Origin of the sequence: Streptomyces sp. NBC_01439, from assembly GCF_036227605.1 — a bacterium.
Taxonomy (GTDB): Bacteria; Actinomycetota; Actinomycetes; order Streptomycetales; family Streptomycetaceae; genus Streptomyces.
The window spans coordinates 715,837-732,017 of the sequence record NZ_CP109487.1 but is presented as its reverse complement, the minus strand read 5'-3'; the positions used below and the strand labels follow the sequence as shown (position 1 = coordinate 732,017).

Genomic DNA, 16,181 nt, shown 5'->3' with positions numbered 1-16,181 from the left:
ATCTTCCGGGCCTTCGTGCGGGCGAGGGCCTGCCCGACGCGGGCGCGGACCCGCTGGTGGGACGGGGCCGTCGAGACCGGCTGGGACGCCGTGGTCACAGCCGCGTCGGGAGGCCCGCACCGGGCGGGCGTGCTCCCGAAACAGGCCCTTCCCCCGTCAGCGGAACTCGTGGACCACCTGGATCTCGCCGACGATGTGGGCGTTGAAGTCGTCCAGCTCCTCAGCCGGAACCCAGAGCTCGAGGATCGTCCGCCCGCCCGCCTGCTGAACGGGATACCGGCTCAGGAACTCCTTGTCGACCTCGAAACGCGTGACGAAGCCGGCACCACTGTGCTTCACGTTCCAGTCCCGCGCGATCCTGATCGCGTAGTCCTCGTTGAGGACCGGGTAGAAGATCGGCTGTTCGGGCAGCCTGGGTGGCCACGCACGCCAGTTCAGCTTCCGCACCAGCTCCAGCTCTTCGGGGCCGGTGGGGCGCCAGAGGGTCGTCGTTGCCTGCTGGCTGGTCATCTGCATCGCTCTCTCGACGTGGGCCGCCGGTACGGCGGCTCGGGAGACCGGACGCTACCGGCACTTCAGGGCGGGCGCCCACACGGTTTCCGGTGGGGCCGGTGCACCCCGATCACGGACCGGAGGCCGCCGGGCGGCTGCGACCGGCCCCCCGTTGGCTTTCACCCGTCGGCCGGTGGGGTGGATCTGCCTGCGCGTCGACGCGTCGCGCAGCATCGCGCGCCTCTTGCGGGGAGGATTCTGGGGCAGTGATCCGCCCCTGCTGCTCCGCGCCGCGCCTGCTGTACGTGCTGTTCCTGGTTCTCTGCCTCACACTCCCCGAAGCGGGGCGGGCCCGCGCTGCTGAGGGCGCCCCGACCGATTGTCGCGCCGACCAGCTGAAGAAGACCAAGGTCACGGCGCTGGCCGAGTTCAAGCACCGCGGCAACGACTTCAGCATGCTCACGAGCACGATGGACGTCAGCGTGCCCGCCGATTGGAGGCACGCCTCCGCACTGCTCCTGGACGCCCACGCGTCGGCCTACCGCTTTGCGCTGGCGTGCCTGGTGGGCAAACCCCCGGGGGAGCAGAACGACTTCCGTGACGACGAGTGGCGCTTCAAGCCGGTGACCGTGAAGGCCGACGGTCAGTGGGTCAAGGTTCACTACAAAGCTGCCACGTGGGTGCAGAACACTTCCTTGGTCGCCGTCGGTTCCTGGAGACTGACCGTGACGAAGGACAATTGGCGCATCGAGTTGCGGCCTACCCCTGCTTTGAAGGACGCGAACTGGGAGAAGGTGCACGTCAGCCTGGGCGGACCGGGAGCCCTGACGGCCGATCCTCCGCCGGCTTTCGGTGAAGGCGGAACGAGGCTGAGCTGGCGGCACGAACAGCATGACGACTACCCCACGGTGACATTCCGGCCTCCCGCAGCCCAGCATTGGGACTACATCACAACCACGTCGGAAGGCACGTGGCAGGCATGGGAGGCGTGGGGATATTACGGCGCATCTTCAGCCTTCTGGTATGTCGCCACCGGCGGGTTGCTGCTCGTCGCGGGTCGTCGGCTGAGGCTCAGTCTGTCCGGCAAGCTGATGCCACAAGAGTCGAAAGCGATGCAGTTTCTGCGGTGGTGGGCGGTTCTCTTGATGTTCCTCGGCTCGCTCATCTACCTCGGTGACAACCTCTACTTGGTCCTGCACCGGCTGATGGGCTGGAAGGACGACTACTCGCCGACGCTGGCGGTGTTCGCCCTGGCGTTCCTCGGGCTTTCGCTGTGTCTGCTCGGCTCCCTGCCGAAGCACCTCCGTGTAGGTGTGTGCGCACTCGTCCTGGGCTTGACCGGGGCGTATGTGGTTTCGGAGGTCAACGACTTCACGCTGCTCCCCACGGCCGACCAACTGTTGTCCCCTCCGGGCTGGACCGGGGCCATGGCCTGCGCTGCCCTGATGGCGGTGGGCTGGCTCGGTGTGATTTCCGTGGGGCAGCGGATCCTGCTGATGGGAGAGGCGCGGCTGCCGGCGTGGGTGATGGTCTGCGTCGCCGTCGTGGCGGCGATGATGACCGTCCTGTGGAGCTACCTCGCCTTCGCGCGCCACTGGGACCGCGTCAGCTGGCTCGCGGACCCGAACTGGCCGGCGTACAGCACTCTTTGGGCGACGACGCTCGACGGGTGGTGGTGGGCCTTCCCGGTGATCGTCGCGGACCCGCTGCTGACCATCGTGTCCCTTCTGGCGCCGCTGCCCCTGCTGGGGGTCTTGCGGGTCTGTCGGGTCGAACAGTACGAGAAGGGGGCGTTCACACCGGACCGGGCGGAGAAGTTCCTCCTCGCGGTCCTGTTCGCCGTCACCTTCGCACCCCAGGGGTACTACTACGGCTTCTCCGCCTATGCCCTCAGCCTGCTGCTTTGCCTGTGCACGGCCTGGGGAGTGATCGCCCTGGGCTCTTCCGTCTCCGTACTGGAGAAATCCTCCGCCGACAATGCGCCGCTGGGAAGAGTGATCTCACGGACCGACAGGGCCGACGTACTGCGTCTGGCGCGCCGGTTCCGGGAGCTCCAGACACAGCTGCACCGTCTCAGCACTGCGAAACCGGCGGAGCGTTCCACGGAGCAGGGGTCGATCGAGGCCGAGATCGACCGGTTGGACCAGTCGTTGCCGGAAGGGGTCAGGCCCGCCGATCTGCCCTTTGCCTTCGGCCCCATGTCCACGTGGTGGGGCAACGCTCGTCGGGGCGCTGTCGACGCATGTCTCGTCGGACTGCCCGTGACCGGCCTGCTCTATTGGACCAGCGCGGTCAAGGGCGACTCCTGGACGGTGACCACACAGGATCCGGCAGGATTCCTCTTGATCATGATCGAGATCCTGTACTGGCAAGTAGCCTGGATCGTCGGGGGATTCTTCCTCGGGGCGCTATGGCGTGATCTGCCGGGCCGTCACGGACCGGCGAAGGCAATGTTCGTCGCGCTCGTGTTCGCCGTCCCGGCGGCAGCCGACTTCCTCATCGCCCAAGCCCTCGGCGGGAACGTGCCGCGCATGATCGGTGAGATCGCCGCGTTCGGTTCGGTGATGACGTGCACCGGTCTCGTGATGGACCTGCAGACCTTTCAGGACGAGCGGCGCTACTGGCCGACCAATGCCAGTCTCGCCGCGTACGTCTACCAGATGCGCTTCGCCTCCGTAGCGTTCTTCCTGGCACAGCTGCTCGCACTCGCCACGCTGTGGAAGACCCTCGCGGACATGGGGCCGTCGGCGCCCAACCGGTAGGCCCTGGGCTCCACGTCACAGCCGAGGACGCCGGCGCCGTCGTCCGCGTGGGTGCGCGACGCGCAGCAGTGCGAGGCCCTGCTCGACGACCCCGACCCCGTGGTACGGGAAGCGGCGCAGGAGAGCAGCTGGGAGCTGGACCCGGAAGCGGTGCAAGCCGTCGTTTGGCTCGCCCGCCACCCCGAGGCGATGGTCCGCGAGATGGTCGCCGCCCGGCCCGACCTGGGACCGGACCTGGTCACCGAGTTAAGGGAAGACCCGAACGAGGACGTGCGGATGCGTGCACGCCGCCACCCCTTTCCCCGCACCTGGGCCGAGTACTGGGCGATCCAGCGGGTCATGGGACACGGTCACGGTCCGGACTGCGTCTGCCCGATCACCGAGCCGGCCACCGAGACCCCGCCCGCCCGGCCCACCGGCCGCACCTGCTGACCCTGCCCGCGTTCCCCCGTGCCGGCCTGACCGGCTTGACCGGCCTCTTCGGCCACCCGGATTCCGAGGTGCGTGCCCCGGCCGCAGAGGGCGCCGCAGCCGAACCGCCCCTCCCCGTCCCCCGCATGCATGCGCTCCTCGACCGCTGCCTGAACGGCGCAGCCACCCCACCGGCGGTGGCCGAACACGGACGCACGATGTCCACGGAGCGATCCCGGGCACGGCCGCCTTCGTCGGCCGTCGACTGACCCGACACCCCGGACAGGAGCGCGGTCTTCAGCCGGGTTTCGGGTCAAGCGGGTTGCATGGAGGCCGGATCACCGACTGCCGGCGCGCAACGACTCCACCACCCTGGACAGGCTGGACGCGGCGTGCCCCGCGCGGATCTGGTCGTCGAAGAGCCGCAGCAGTGGCGCCAGCAGGTCCGTCGGCAGTCCCTGCGCCTCGGTGGTGGAGAGGATGTTGCGCAGCCCCACCGCGTTGATCTCCAGGTTGGAGGTCGTGGTGGTGTAGTCCTTCGCGTCGATCTCCTCCGCGAAGGCGGGCAGCGCGTCGACGGCCGCCGTCAGCCACCGCGCCAGCGGGCGCGTCAGCTCCGCGGCCCCGATCCCCTCCGTGCCGGCGAGCGCCACCGCCTGGAAGAACCCGGCGAACATCCCCCCGAGCACGCTGCTCAGCTCGGGCCCGGGACCGGCCGGGGCCAGGACCGGTCCGCGGGGGAGCGGATCGCCGCGCGCGCCCTGGCGGCGGCCTGGCGGGCCGGACTGACCGTGGGGGAAGGCACGGCGAGCGCCGCCGGGACCCTGCTGCGGTCCGCGGTGGCCGACCTCGACGCGCGGGCGGTGGCGGAACACGACCCGCAGGGTCATGCGCACGCGCTGGGCTTCCTGGCCGCCGCGCAGATGGGCGCGGGAAACGTGTCCGCGAGCGAGGAACTCGCCGACCGGGCGCTGGCCGCGGCCGAGGGGATCGGCGACGTCTGGGGGACCGCGGCCGCCGTGAGCGTGCGCGCCCGACACGCCCTCGTGCACGGCGACCTGGCCGCGGCGCGCCGCGAGGGGGAGAGCGCCGCCCGCCTGTTCAGCGCAGTGGGCGACCGTTGGGGCCTGTTGCAGACCGTCTTCCCCCGTGCAGCGCTCCACGAGATCGGGGGTGAGTACCCGCAGGCGTCCCGGCTGCACGAGGAGGGGCTGGCCATCGCCGAGGAACTCGGGCTACGGACCGAGGCCGGCAAGCGGCTGTGCGCACTGGGCCGGTCGGCGTTGCTGGCGGGTGCGTACGAGGAGAGCCGGCAACGGCACGCGGACGCCCTGCGGCTGGCCAGGGAGCAGACCACCGGGCCGGGGAGGCCGACGCCCGGATCGGACTCGCCATGGTTGCCCGGCGCACCGGCGACCTGGTCGGCGCCGAGGAGCACATGCGGGAGGTGCTGACCTGGTTCAGGGAGGCCGGCTACGGGCCGGGCACGGCGCTCGCCCTCGCCGAACTGGGCTTCACGGTCGAGCTGAGGGGGGACCGGGACCGGGCCCGCGCCCTGCACCTCGAGGGACTCGCGGCCGCGCGGGCGTTGGACGACGTACGTGCCGTGGCCCTCGCGCTGGAGGGCCTGGCGGGCGCAGCGGCGGCCGGTGGCGAGCCCGAGCGGGCGGCGCGACTGCTTGGCGCCGCCGATGCGGCCCGCGCCTCGGCCGGAGCCCCCCTACCGCCCGCCGAACGACACGACGTGGACCGGACATGGTCGGCCTGTCTGTCGGCACTGGGCCGCGCGGCGGCCGAAGCGGCCTTCGCCCGCGGCGCCACGCACCCGCACGGGGCCGAACCGGCGGCCTCGGGCTGAAGGTCTCCGGCCGGTCGACCCGCGGCGTTCAGCGACGGGATCCGCAGACGGCTCCCGAGCCCGGGGGACCTCCTCTGCGGTCAGTGAGAGCCGCGTCACTGCAGACGCCTGCCGGTGCCGGTCGGTGCCGGTCGGTGCCGGTCGGTCGGCGTGTGGAATGCACCACTTGTGCGGGGTCGGCGGGGAAGGGGCCGCCGCGCTCGACGGTCCCACCGATCCCGGGCAACCCGCAGGTGGCCGGCGCATACACCGGATCCGGCCGGTTTTCAGGCCCAACTGCACGCCAGTCGACAAAAGGGACAAAATTGCCCATTCCTTCTACAACTCCCTTTCTGGTCATATGTGACTTGAGGGTGTGTCAGCCCCGAACGTGCGGGACATAATCGGCCCCGGTCGTCTCCGGAAGCAGTGGAGCCATCGGGGCACCGATCGACCTCCCGGGCGGATCGCCGCACCGGACCGACCCCCAAGGCGCCGTACATGTCCCTGGCCCGCCGCACCCGACTCGCGGCCCTGCTCGCCGCGTTCTCCGTCGGCACCGCCGGCGTGACGGCCTGGGCCTACGGACACGGGACCGAGCACCCGCAGCCGGCGCCCGAGGTGGTGGTCGCCCCGAGCGTGACCGAGGGCTCCGCCCTCCAGGTCGTCGCGCACCCCGACGACGACCTCTTCTTCATGAACCCCGACCTCAGCCGCTCCATATCGACGGGCATCAAGGTCACCACCGTCTACCTGACCTCCGGCGAGTCCGACGGCAGGAACGAGGCCCACAGCCCGCACCTGCAGGACGCCGCCGGTCCCGCCGACCGGGCCGCCTACGCGGAGGCCCGGCAGAACGGCATACGCGCCGCCTACGCGCAGATGGCCACCGGCGACCGCACCAGCGCGTGGCAGCGCAAGGCCGTACCCACCGCCGGCGGCGGCAGCGCCGAGGTGGACGTCCTGGTCGCCCGGCCCCAGGTCAACCTCGTGTGGATGGAGCTGCGCGAGGCCCGCAGCATTTCCGGGGACAATCCGGAGAGCCTCCGCGGCCTGTGGGACGGCCGGACCCCCGCCCTGGGCGCCCAGCTGACCTCCGGAACCCCGGTCAAGGACTGGTTCTCCTACACCAAGGACCAGGCCGTGGCCGCCATCGCGGGAGTGTTCGAGACGTACCGGCCGACGACGATACGGACGCAGGACCCGACCCCCGGCAGGGCGGAGGGCGGCGGTGCCTTCCTCGACCACCAGGACCACATGTACGGCGCCCGCTTCGTGCAGGCCGCCGCCGAGCGCTACGCGAAGACCACGGCCCGGCCGCACTTCTCGGTCCAGAACTACGTGAGCTACCCGAACAGCTCACTGCCCCCGACGCTCGACCCGCAGACCGCCGAGGAGAAGCTCGGCTACCTGAAGACCTACGCCTGGACCGACCACCAGGACTGGTGCGGCAGCCCCGCCGGCTGCGGCGACCGCAAAACCGCGACCCGGCCCACCGGCGCCGGCTGGAACCAGACCATCCGCTACAGCCGCGGGGACGGCACCTCGTGGATGACCGAGGGCGTCTCCGGACGGCTGTGGGCCTTCGCCGCGCTGGACGGCCGCATGGCCTACTGGTCGCGCAGCGGCCCGCAGGCCCTCTGGCAGGGCCCCGAGTTCCTGCCCGGCGACGGCATCGACTCGGGGGCGGCGGCCGTCCGCCTCTGGGACGGTCGGATCGGCGTGTTCGCCACCCGCACCACCCTGGGCGCGACGCCCGAGGAGTACGGCCGGGAAATCGTCTACGCCGTCCAGAGCGAGGTCGACGGCGGATTCGGCCCGTGGCGCTCGCTCGGCACCCCGGACACCGTGGACAGGTCCGGCACCTCGGCCATCAGCGGGCCGTCCGTCGCCGTGGACCCCGAGGGCCGGATGACGGTCTACGTCCGCGACTCCCGCCGGACGCTGCGCGCCCGGGCACAGGAGACCCCGGGCGGCGACTTCGGTGCGTGGCAGGCCCTGGGCGGCGCCGGCCTCCAGGGCGATCCGGTCACCGCGACCGACGGGTCGGGGCGGCGCCACGTGTACGCCGCCACCGCCGGGTCCGTACTGGCCTGGGTCCAGCCGGCACCGGGCGCCCCGTTCGGCGGGCCCGTCCCGACCGGGCTGCCCCAGACGACGGGCGCGCTCTCGGTGCGTCCGGAGGGCGACGGCGTCCGCCTGTTCTTCCGCCGGCCCGGCATCGGCACCGTCGCCACGAGCCTGGCCCGCACGGGCGGAACCGCACCGGAGTTCTCCCCGGTCGCCGAGGCGGGCGGCCTGGGCGGCTACGGTGCCGTGGGCATCGCGGGAGACCTGCTCGCGGGCCGGGCGGGCGCGGGCACGGTCGGCGTCGCGGCCACCGACGGTCCGCAGCCCTGGCAGGAGTCCCAGATGCTCTACACGGGCGCCCCCGCCGGTGTGGCCGAGGGGGCCGGCACGGCCGTCGCCGCGGCGCTCGGCCTCGACGCCGACCTGCACGTCATCACGACGGTCCCCGCGGGCGGCGCAACCCTGCCCGGCAGCCGGACCCCCGCCCCGTGGCACCGCGCCGTCCAGCCCTGGACGCTCGCGCAAGCCGGCCGCCCGGGCACGGCCGTCCCCGGGGGGCAGCCCCCGCGGTGACCTGCGCCGCAGCGCACACCCGCCGCCCCGCCCCCCCACGGCCGCCGGGTGGCAGGGCGGAGGGGAGCGGGCGAGGATGGCAGCCGGACCAGCTCGCGCAGCCAGGGCGGCCGCACTCGGACCAACGGGCGATCGGGGCTTCCATGACCCCTCCTCTCCTCTCGTGCCGTCGCCGGTGCGCAGGACCCGCAACGCTGCGCGCCGCTGCCGCCCTCGCCGCCCTCGCCGCCTGTACGGCCCTGGTGGCCGGCTGCGGCGGCGACAGCGGGCCCGACCGGGCGTACCCGGAACTCGGGACGAGCCTCCGATCGCTCTCCCGCGATCTCGACGGGGCCTGTGGGCGGACGCAGACCCCGGAGGGCTGCGCGGAGGACCTCGACCGGCTCACGGCGCCGACGGAGCGGGCCTTCGCCCAGGCCCTGGAGCACGAGCTGCTCGATGTCGCCGTCGTGGCGGCGATGAACGAACTGGACCGGGCGAGGGAACTCCGCGCTGCCGCCGCCGAGGAGGCCCGGTCCCGGCAGGATCCGCACCACCTCCCCCTCGCGCGCGTGGTGGCGGCCGAGAAGCACGCGTACCAGCGGCTTCTCGACGAGCTGGAGCGCCTGCGCACCGCGCCGCCGCCGGGCGACGGAACGGACCCCGAGTGAGGCGGCGCCCGCAGGCGGGAGGGGCCGAAAGGACCGAGGGGCCGAAAGGACCGAGGGGCCGAAAGGACCGAGGGGCCGAAAGGACCGAGGGGCCGAAAGGACTGAAGGACTGAAGGGCTGAGGGGCTACGGGCCCCTTTCGTTACGGCCCCGGGGGTGGTGTCGGGAGCCCCCCGCCATCGAGGGCCACCAACGTGAGGACGACGATCGAGGCCGTCCAGCCCAGTGGTGCGACCGATGAAGGCCTGCCCGCCCGGTCCACCTTCTCGGGCAGCTCCCCGAGCGGGTTCCGCTTGGCGAGGACCCAGTCCAGGACCTGACGGGCCTTCGCGGGCTGCCCGGTGCCCGCCCATGCGAGGGCGAAGAACGACGTACTGGGGGTCCAGGCGTTCGCACCCCAGGGCGCGGTCGGATCGTTCCCGGGAGTGAGCCCCCCGTTGGGCAGCAGCAGCGCCTCGTACGTGGTGTCCAGCGCCCGGGGCAGGTCGGCCGGGGCCGTGTTGAAGGGGGGCGCCATGAAGGCCACCGCGCTGTCCCGTCCGTGCTGTCCGTCGACGGTGCGCTGATAGCCGAGCGGGGCGAACGTCCGGGAGATCCCGCTGGAGAGCCGCCCGGCGGCGCCGGACCAGCGGGCCGCGTCCCCGGGCCGGTCCAGCGCGTCGGCGAGGTCCGCGGCGGCGCGGAGTCCGGCCAACAAGGGTGCGGCCGTACCGATGTTGGCGGTGGTCGTCATCACCTCCCAGTAGTCTGGGGAGGCCGGAGGCAGCCCGTTCGGCCCGAGGGAGGCCGCCGAGCGGTCGGCCGCCTTGCGGATCATCGGGTAGAGGGCGGTCAGCCGGGCGCGGCGAGTGACGAGAGGCGCCGTCCGGTACCACTGCCAGGTGGCCCAGGGGACCCAGCCGTTGGCGTCGAGCTGCCACCGCCTGCTGTCCGGGGGGCCGGATCCGTCGAGTTCCGTCCGCGCGTCCCAGGTGCCGTCCCCCCGCTGGGTCGCGGCACTGTAGCGCAGGATCCGGTAGGCCTCGGCGTCGTGGCCGGTGTGCGCGAACGCGGCGGAGGCGAAGCTGGAGTCGCGCGGCCAGGAGTACATCCAGCCGGGGGACCAGCCCGCCGCCATGGCCCCGTTCGGCCGCAGCAGGGCGCGCATGGCCAGGAGGGCCCGCTCGGCCGTCGCGCGCCGGGCCGCCGAGTCGCCGGGCACCCGGCCGCCGGCCAGCCAGTCGCGGCTCTCCGCGATCTGCAGACGGGCCGTCGGGTCCTCCGGGGCCGCCACGACCGACGCCGTCCGGCCGACGGGGAGGTATTTCCACCGACCGGACAGCAGCCGCAGTACGTGGCTCCGCTCGACGTACCGCGCGCCCCCGGCGACGGCAGAGGTGACGCCCTCGGCGGCGGTGGTGTTGGAGAGGAGGCCGATGGTGGGGGCGACGAGCATCGACAGGGGCGCGTAGCGGCCCTCGGCTTCGCCGTGGCTCTGGTGTCCGAGGGGTCGGACGAAGTAGACTGTCCGCTCCTTCCCGGAGGGCCGGCCGACGGGGCTCGCCGCGACGCACACCGGGAGGGCGACGCTCGCGAGGGACGCTACGAGGGCCGCCCAGCGGACGAGCAGGGCAGCAGGCATCGCCACTCCTTCTGTCGGGCTTCCGAGCGCGCGGCCCCCCGGAGCACCCATCGTGGGCCGGATGTGCGGAGCCCGCCATGACATGCCCGCCGCCCGGGTGACGGGAGGGGAAGGGCCCGAAGGGCCCCGCGTTCCCGTACGGAGCAGCGGGCGCAGCAACGCACGGAACCACGCACGGAACCACGCACGGAGCAACGGACGGAGTAACCGATGCAGCGACTCAGATGCTGCCGAAGCAGGGGAGAAGACGCCGGTGGCGCACGGCAGGAGGCCCGCGGGCCCGACCCCGTACCTCCTCCTCCCGGATGCCGGTGAGCGGCGAACCGTGCAGATTGGTGTGACCGGAACCGGCAGGCGCACGAGCCGTTGGACGTCGGTCCGGCCGCGCTTCGCTGCGAAGGACTGGTGGATGAGCACTGCTTCGACCGAGGGGAACCGCCGGTTCGTCCGTGGGCTCCTGCCGGTCGCGGGCGGCTCCCTCGTGGCGGCGGCCGGAGCCCTGATCGCCGTCGGCTGCTTCCTCGGCCTCTACCTACGGCCCACCTCGGACGACTGGTGCGCCGCATGGAAGTCCCGCGATCTGGGTGTCCTCGGCATCACGCACGACTTCTACGCCACCCAGAACGGCCGGATCACCAATGCCTTCCTGAGCGGACTCGTCTACGGCGACGGACTCACGGGGATGAAGATCCTGCCGACCGCCATCGCCGTCGCCTTCACCGTCGGCCTGGTCCTGCTCGGGATCCAGTTCCTGCGGTGCCTCGGCGTGAGACCCCCGGTGTTGCTCCTGTTCGCCGCCTCCCTGGCCGTCCAGGCCCTGATCTACTACGGCGGCACGCGCAGTTACCAGGTCCTGCTGTGGGCACCGGCCACGATCTCCCACACCGTTCCGAGCGTCATCGGAGTGTGGGCGCTGCTGCTGGGCATCTGGACCGTCCGCCAACCCCGGGCCCCCGTGCGTGCGGGCGGCTTCGCCGCGGCGTTCCTCATCGGGTTCGCGGTCGGCACGCTGAGCGAGTCGTTCTCCCTCGTCAGCGGACTCCTCGCGGCCTGCGTGGGGCTGCTCGCCGTGCCCCGCCTGGGGCTGGCGCGGACCTGGCACCCGTTCACCTGGTGCCTGCTCTGGTGCTCCGGGATCGTCTGCGGGCTGATCGTGCTCACCACGTCCCCCGGCGCCCGGTGGCGCCGCGCCCAGCAGCCGGCCAAGGAGTCCCTGCTCTCCTCGGGTGAACTCCGCGGCACTTACGAGGACTGGCTCCACATGTGGGACACGGTCACCGGCCAGTGGGCCTACCTCGGAGCCGCCGCCGTCGGCCTCCTGCTGGGCCTGGGGGCCGGGCTCGCGGCGCCCGTGCCCGCGCCCGGGAAACGGGAATCGGGCCGGGCCGTCCCGCGGAGGATGCTGGTCGCCCTCCTGTTGCTGCCGGTGCTCGTCGTGGTGCTGGGGTCGTTCGCGGTGGTGGTGGGGCTGCGCAGCGGCTACGGGCCGACCGGTTGGACGTACGCCCGCACCTGGACGAACTACCTCGTACCGATGGAACTGGCGCTGTGCGCCTACGGCGTCCTGCTGGGGGTGTGGGCCCGCCGGTACCTGGCGCGCCGGGGGATCGCCGGCGCGGCCCTGCCGGCGGGCATCGCGGTCGCGGCCGGACTGGCACTGGTCTCGCTGGCCGTGCTCGTCCCGAGCGTCAAGCAGCTCACCACCGCCACGGTCACCCGCGCGGTGGCGTGGGACGCCCAGAACCACCGCATCCGGACCGAAGCCGCGGCGGGCGCCACCGACCTCGGATACCGCCCCCTGCACATCGGGAGCCTGGCCGAACCCTTCTTCACCTCCGACTACGAGCGGGACTGGGTCGCGGCCTGCGTCTCGAACTGGTACGGCATCGAGCGGATCCACCGCCTCTGAGCACGGCCGTCGCGGGCTCGGCCGACGAGATCCGAAAGGGAGGCCTAGCCGAGCGGCACCGCACGGGCCAGGAAGTGACCGGCGGCGTCCTCGTACTCCTCCAGCTGCCAACCCGTGGTCTCGAGTGCGCGGCGGAGGTTGCCCTCGGCGAGGAGGTCGTCGGGGCCGGGGGAGCGGCCGTGTCGGGCGGCGCGCTCCGCGCGGCCCGACGGGTGGAAGAGCAGCAGGACGCCGTCGGCCGCAGTGACGCGGGCCCATTCGCGCAGGGCGGCGGTCGGGTCCGGGAGGTGGTCGAGCAGCCCCGCCGAGAAGATGCCGTCCACGGACGCGCAGGCCAAGGAGAGCCGGGTGCAGTCAGCGGCGAGGAGGGACCCGTGGCGGGTGCGGCCGTGCCGGGCGGCGGCGGCCAGCATCGCTGGGGTGAGGTCGACGCCGAGCACCTGGCCGCGGGGTCCGACCTGCGCCCGGAGCGCGGGCATCGCACGTCCGGTGCCGCAGCCGAGGTCGAGGGCCCGCCCGCCCGGTGCCAGCCGCAGCCGGGCGATCGCCGCTTCGTAGACGGGGGTCTGGTAGGCGAACCGCTCCTCCCAGGCGTCGGCCCGGCGGGTGAAGAAGGCCCGGGTGGCGGTGTGTTCGGCGCGGGCGGCCACGAGGGTGGCGAACCGGCCGAGGAGCTGCTCGCCCCAGGGGTCCAGAGGGAGTCCCTGCGGCAGGAAGCGGACGCCCCAGGCGCTGGTGCCGATCCGGAACGCCTGCTCCGGATACCCGTCGCAGGAGGCCAGGACCACGGCGCCGGCGGGCAGTTCCAGCGGGTCGCAGGCCGGCCGGAGGGCCGGGGAGGGCCGGGTGGCCCCGGCGAAGAGCGGGTCGGAGCCGGCGGCCCGGGCGAGTTCCACCGGCGGGCGGTCGGGGGCGGTGTCGGGCCGGGCTGCCGGGGTGGCGCCGCCGGCCCGTACCAGCAACCGGGTACCCGGTTCCAAGGCCAATGGGGCATCAGGAGGCCGGCATCTGCAATTCGTCGAGCCTTGCCCGATGGGGTGCCGATTCCGCCAACCGGGTCAAAAGTCCCAGTTCAGGCAGTTGGAGGGCCGAGAAAGTAAGAGGAGATCGGGCCTTTCTGGAATGCGCGAGGAGGTTGCGCCCATTCGGTTGGCGAATGCGATGGGTGCGCTCCGGCCCCGCTAATCCATCGGGTACGTTCGGCCATGACGCAGGTCACAGACGTGCTTGCGGTTCCGTTTCCGACCATGTGAGGCGTGTTTTCCATGAGCCTGTCCATCCGCAACCAGATCGCCGGCACCGTCACCGCTGTCACCGCCGGCGAGGCCATGGCCTCGGTGAAGGTGCGCCTGGTCGGCGGTCAGGACATCACCGCCGCCATCACCACCGACGCCGTCAAGGACCTCGGCCTCGCCGAGGGCTCCTCCGTCAAGGCATTGGTGAAGGCGACCGAGGTGTCCCTCGCGACCGGTCCGGTCGAGGGCATCTCCATCCGCAACCAGATCGCCGGCACCGTCACGGACGTCGCGACCGGTGGCGCCATGGGCTCGGTGAAGGTCTCCGTCGAGGGCGGGGAGTTGACCGCCGCGATCACCAAGGACGCCGTCGAGGCCCTGGGCCTGGCCTCCGGTACCTCCGTCGTCGCCCTGATCAAGTCGACCGAGATCTCCCTCGCCGCCTCCTGATCCCCCCCCGCACCGCCCCGGGGGCCGCACACCGGACCGGTGTGCGGCCCCCGGGGCGGTGCGGGGGGATCACACCCGTGTGTCGCGGGAGGTGAGCGGATCGGAGCGCAACCGCAACCCTCCCGGGGGGAACCGGAAACGCCCCGGGCCGACAGTCGTGTCCATGCTTCCGACGACCGCGCCCGCCCCCGCGCCCGCCCCCGCGCCCGCCCCCGCCTCCGGTCACGTCTGCACCCCCGTCCCCGCTGCCGTGCCCCGGGTCCCGGCACGGCCACCGGTGGTGTCCTGGGCGCGGGCCCGGGTCCTGGCCCACGGCGCTGCCCGCCCGCTGCCCGCCCGTAGGGTGCCCCTGCGCGACGCCGCCGGACTCACCTTGGCCGACGCCCTGCCCACCCTGCAGCCGCTCCCGGGTTTCGACACGGCCGCGATGGACGGCTATGCGGTGTCCGGCACCGGCCCCTGGCGGGTACGGGCCGCCGTCCGCGCGGGCGCGCCGTGGGCGGGCGTGCTCGGCGCGGCGGAGTGCGTGGAGATCTCCACCGGGGCCGAGGTGCCGGCCGGTGCCCGCGCCGTGCTCCCACTGGAGGCGGCGGTGACCACGGACGACGGCCGGGTGTCCGGCCCGCTGCCGCCGCCGGGGCGGCACGTCCGGCGGGCGGGCGAGGACGCCCCCGCGGGCCGCCGTCTCGCCCCCGCCGGCACCGGGATCGGCCCCGCGCTGCTCGGACTCGCCGCCTCGTGCGGCCACGACACGCTGCCGGTTCGGCCGCGTCCCCGGGTCGGAGTACTGGTCACCGGGGACGAGCTGGACCGCGCGGGCGTGCCGGGACCGGGCCGGGTGCGCGATGCCCTCGGGCCACTGCTCCCGGCGCTGGTCGCCGAACTCGGCGGCGCAACCGAAGACGTGCGGTACGTCCCCGACCGGCCGGGCGGCCGGCTGGCCGGGGCCGTGCACGCGGTGCGGGGCGCGGACGTCGTCGTGGTCACCGGCTCCACCTCCGTCGGCGCCACCGACCAACTGCGCCGGTTGCTGGACGAGGCCGGGGCGCGGATGGTCGTCGACACGGTCGCCTGCCGCCCCGGCCACCCCATGCTGCTCGCCGAACTGGCCCCGGACCGCTGGGTGGTGGGGCTGCCGGGCAATCCGTACGCCGCGCTGGTCGCCGCCCGCACCCTGCTCGGCCCCCTGATCGCGGGCCTGTCCGGACGCGCCCTCGGTCACCTGCCGTGCGTACCGGTGCACGGGCGGGCGCGACCCGCCCCCGGACTGACCCGGCTGGTGCCCGTCGTCTGGGACGGCGCGCGGGCCCAGATCGTCGACGGGTACCGCGCCGCCTTCCTCCAGGGGGCCGCCGTGGGCGACGCGCTGGCCGCGATCCCCCCGGACTGGACGGACGACGGCGCTCCGGTGCCGCTGGTCTGACGGCCGGTTGATGATGGGCAAACGGCCCGACCGGCGATTCTTCAGACGAGGTCCAGCAGCCGCTTGTACGAGCCGCCGAAACCACGGCGCCGGTCGACCAGATGGATCTCCAGGATCCAGCGGGCCCGCCACCCTCCCTCGACGGTCCGGCGCAGCGGACGGTCGTTCTCCGCGCAGATGTACGCGTCCGGCCGGGCGTCCCGGACTCCGGTCGCGGGATCGGCCCCGACCAGGTGACCGCAGTGCCATCCGGCCACCGTCCAGCCCGCCCCGGCGGCGAGCGCCAGGAGCTTGGCGTGCAACCGCCCGCCCGTGAGGGACGCATCGGCGAGCAGGCCTCGCGGCAGGCGGTGAACATCCTCGGCAGGTCCAGGGCGAGCCGGTGCTTGTCCGGGTCCTCGCCGAAGACGAGGGTCGAGGTGAAACCGACCTCGGACACCGCGAGCACCGAACCGAGTTCGACGACGACGAGGTCGTCCTCGCCGATCACCCGGTCCGGTGTCTCCGGGCCGTACGGGAGCAGGGCGTGCGGGCCGGAGCGCACGATGGGCCCGGGCAGGCGTGCGGCCGTGCCGAACAGTTCCCACGCCAGGTCCCCGATCCGATCGCTCGCCTCGCGTCCACCGCGGCCCGGCACCACGAGGCCGCGGGCCGCGGTCGCGGCGAAGAGGGCCTCGGCCATGCGCTGGGTCTCCACCAGCCCCAGGGCGCGCAGTCGTTCGTCCATCCGGTCGGGTACTGACATCGCT

15 protein-coding genes are annotated in these 16,181 nt (G+C 73.3%); 10 read left to right on the top strand and 5 right to left on the bottom strand.

What is annotated here, in order from left to right:
- Nucleotides 1-156 precede the first annotated feature (156 nt).
- The gene (locus OG207_RS03455; RefSeq protein WP_329095754.1) at nt 157-516 is read right to left on the bottom strand and encodes a hypothetical protein; all 360 of its coding nucleotides are present in this window, start codon (nt 514-516) and stop codon (nt 157-159) included.
- A gap of 242 nt (nt 517-758) precedes the next feature.
- Between OG207_RS03455 and OG207_RS03450 the strand changes: the two genes are divergently transcribed.
- Both OG207_RS03450 and OG207_RS03445 read left to right on the top strand, forming a co-directional pair.
- Nucleotides 759-3,254, top strand: a complete 2,496-nt coding sequence (locus OG207_RS03450; protein WP_329095752.1) for a DUF6185 family protein — start codon at nt 759-761, stop codon at nt 3,252-3,254.
- 51 nt (nt 3,255-3,305) lie between these two features.
- Entirely contained in the window at nt 3,306-3,686 is a 381-nt protein-coding gene (locus OG207_RS03445) for a HEAT repeat domain-containing protein (RefSeq protein WP_329095750.1), read from the top strand.
- A gap of 317 nt (nt 3,687-4,003) precedes the next feature.
- On the opposite strand, the gene OG207_RS03440 is transcribed toward OG207_RS03445, so the two are convergent.
- Nucleotides 4,004-4,342 (bottom strand): imine reductase family protein, encoded by a 339-nt coding sequence (locus tag OG207_RS03440; protein WP_329095748.1) that lies wholly within the window; start codon nt 4,340-4,342, stop codon nt 4,004-4,006.
- 114 nt (nt 4,343-4,456) lie between these two features.
- On the opposite strand from OG207_RS03440, the gene OG207_RS03435 reads away from it, so the two are divergent.
- The 4 genes from OG207_RS03435 (at nt 4,457) to OG207_RS03420 (ending at nt 8,795) form a co-directional block, all read left to right on the top strand.
- Complete coding sequence (locus OG207_RS03435) at nt 4,457-5,119, top strand: hypothetical protein (RefSeq protein ID WP_329095746.1); 663 nt, start codon at nt 4,457-4,459, stop codon at nt 5,117-5,119.
- Nucleotides 5,059-5,523 carry a tetratricopeptide repeat protein gene (locus tag OG207_RS03430; RefSeq protein ID WP_329095744.1) on the top strand — a complete coding sequence of 155 codons (465 nt, stop codon included), beginning with the start codon at nt 5,059-5,061 and terminating at the stop codon, nt 5,521-5,523. Before OG207_RS03435 ends, OG207_RS03430 begins: the two co-directional genes overlap by 61 nt.
- Nucleotides 5,524-6,003: 480 nt before the next feature.
- Nucleotides 6,004-8,145: a PIG-L family deacetylase gene (locus OG207_RS03425; RefSeq protein WP_329095742.1), complete on the top strand. Its 2,142-nt coding sequence runs from the start codon at nt 6,004-6,006 to the stop codon at nt 8,143-8,145.
- 143 nt (nt 8,146-8,288) lie between these two features.
- Nucleotides 8,289-8,795, top strand: a complete 507-nt coding sequence (locus tag OG207_RS03420) for a hypothetical protein (RefSeq protein WP_329095740.1) — start codon at nt 8,289-8,291, stop codon at nt 8,793-8,795.
- A 141-nt stretch (nt 8,796-8,936) separates the two neighbouring features.
- Here OG207_RS03420 and OG207_RS03415 read toward each other — a convergent pair whose 3' ends face one another.
- Complete coding sequence (locus OG207_RS03415) at nt 8,937-10,415, bottom strand: hypothetical protein (RefSeq protein WP_329095739.1); 1,479 nt, start codon at nt 10,413-10,415, stop codon at nt 8,937-8,939.
- 409 nt (nt 10,416-10,824) lie between these two features.
- On the opposite strand from OG207_RS03415, the gene OG207_RS03410 reads away from it, so the two are divergent.
- Entirely contained in the window at nt 10,825-12,324 is a 1,500-nt protein-coding gene (locus tag OG207_RS03410) for a DUF6056 family protein (RefSeq protein WP_329095737.1), read from the top strand.
- A 44-nt stretch (nt 12,325-12,368) separates the two neighbouring features.
- Here the strand turns inward: OG207_RS03410 and OG207_RS03405 are convergent, their stop codons facing one another.
- Nucleotides 12,369-13,310, bottom strand: coding sequence for a methyltransferase domain-containing protein (locus OG207_RS03405; RefSeq protein ID WP_329095735.1), 942 nt, complete (start codon nt 13,308-13,310; stop codon nt 12,369-12,371).
- A 279-nt stretch (nt 13,311-13,589) separates the two neighbouring features.
- Between OG207_RS03405 and OG207_RS03400 the strand changes: the two genes are divergently transcribed.
- On the top strand, nt 13,590-14,009 hold the full coding sequence (locus OG207_RS03400; protein ID WP_329095733.1) for a TOBE domain-containing protein: 420 nt from the start codon (nt 13,590-13,592) through the stop codon (nt 14,007-14,009).
- A 163-nt stretch (nt 14,010-14,172) separates the two neighbouring features.
- Nucleotides 14,173-15,432: a molybdopterin molybdotransferase MoeA gene (locus OG207_RS03395; RefSeq protein WP_329095731.1), complete on the top strand. Its 1,260-nt coding sequence runs from the start codon at nt 14,173-14,175 to the stop codon at nt 15,430-15,432.
- Between the two features lie 41 nt (nt 15,433-15,473).
- Here OG207_RS03395 and OG207_RS03390 read toward each other — a convergent pair whose 3' ends face one another.
- Complete coding sequence (locus OG207_RS03390; protein ID WP_329095729.1) at nt 15,474-15,734, bottom strand: hypothetical protein; 261 nt, start codon at nt 15,732-15,734, stop codon at nt 15,474-15,476.
- Nucleotides 15,735-15,814: 80 nt separating this feature from the next.
- On the opposite strand from OG207_RS03390, the gene OG207_RS03385 reads away from it, so the two are divergent.
- On the top strand, nt 15,815-16,174 hold the full coding sequence (locus OG207_RS03385; protein ID WP_329095727.1) for a hypothetical protein: 360 nt from the start codon (nt 15,815-15,817) through the stop codon (nt 16,172-16,174).
- The last annotated feature ends 7 nt before the right edge of the window (nt 16,175-16,181 follow it).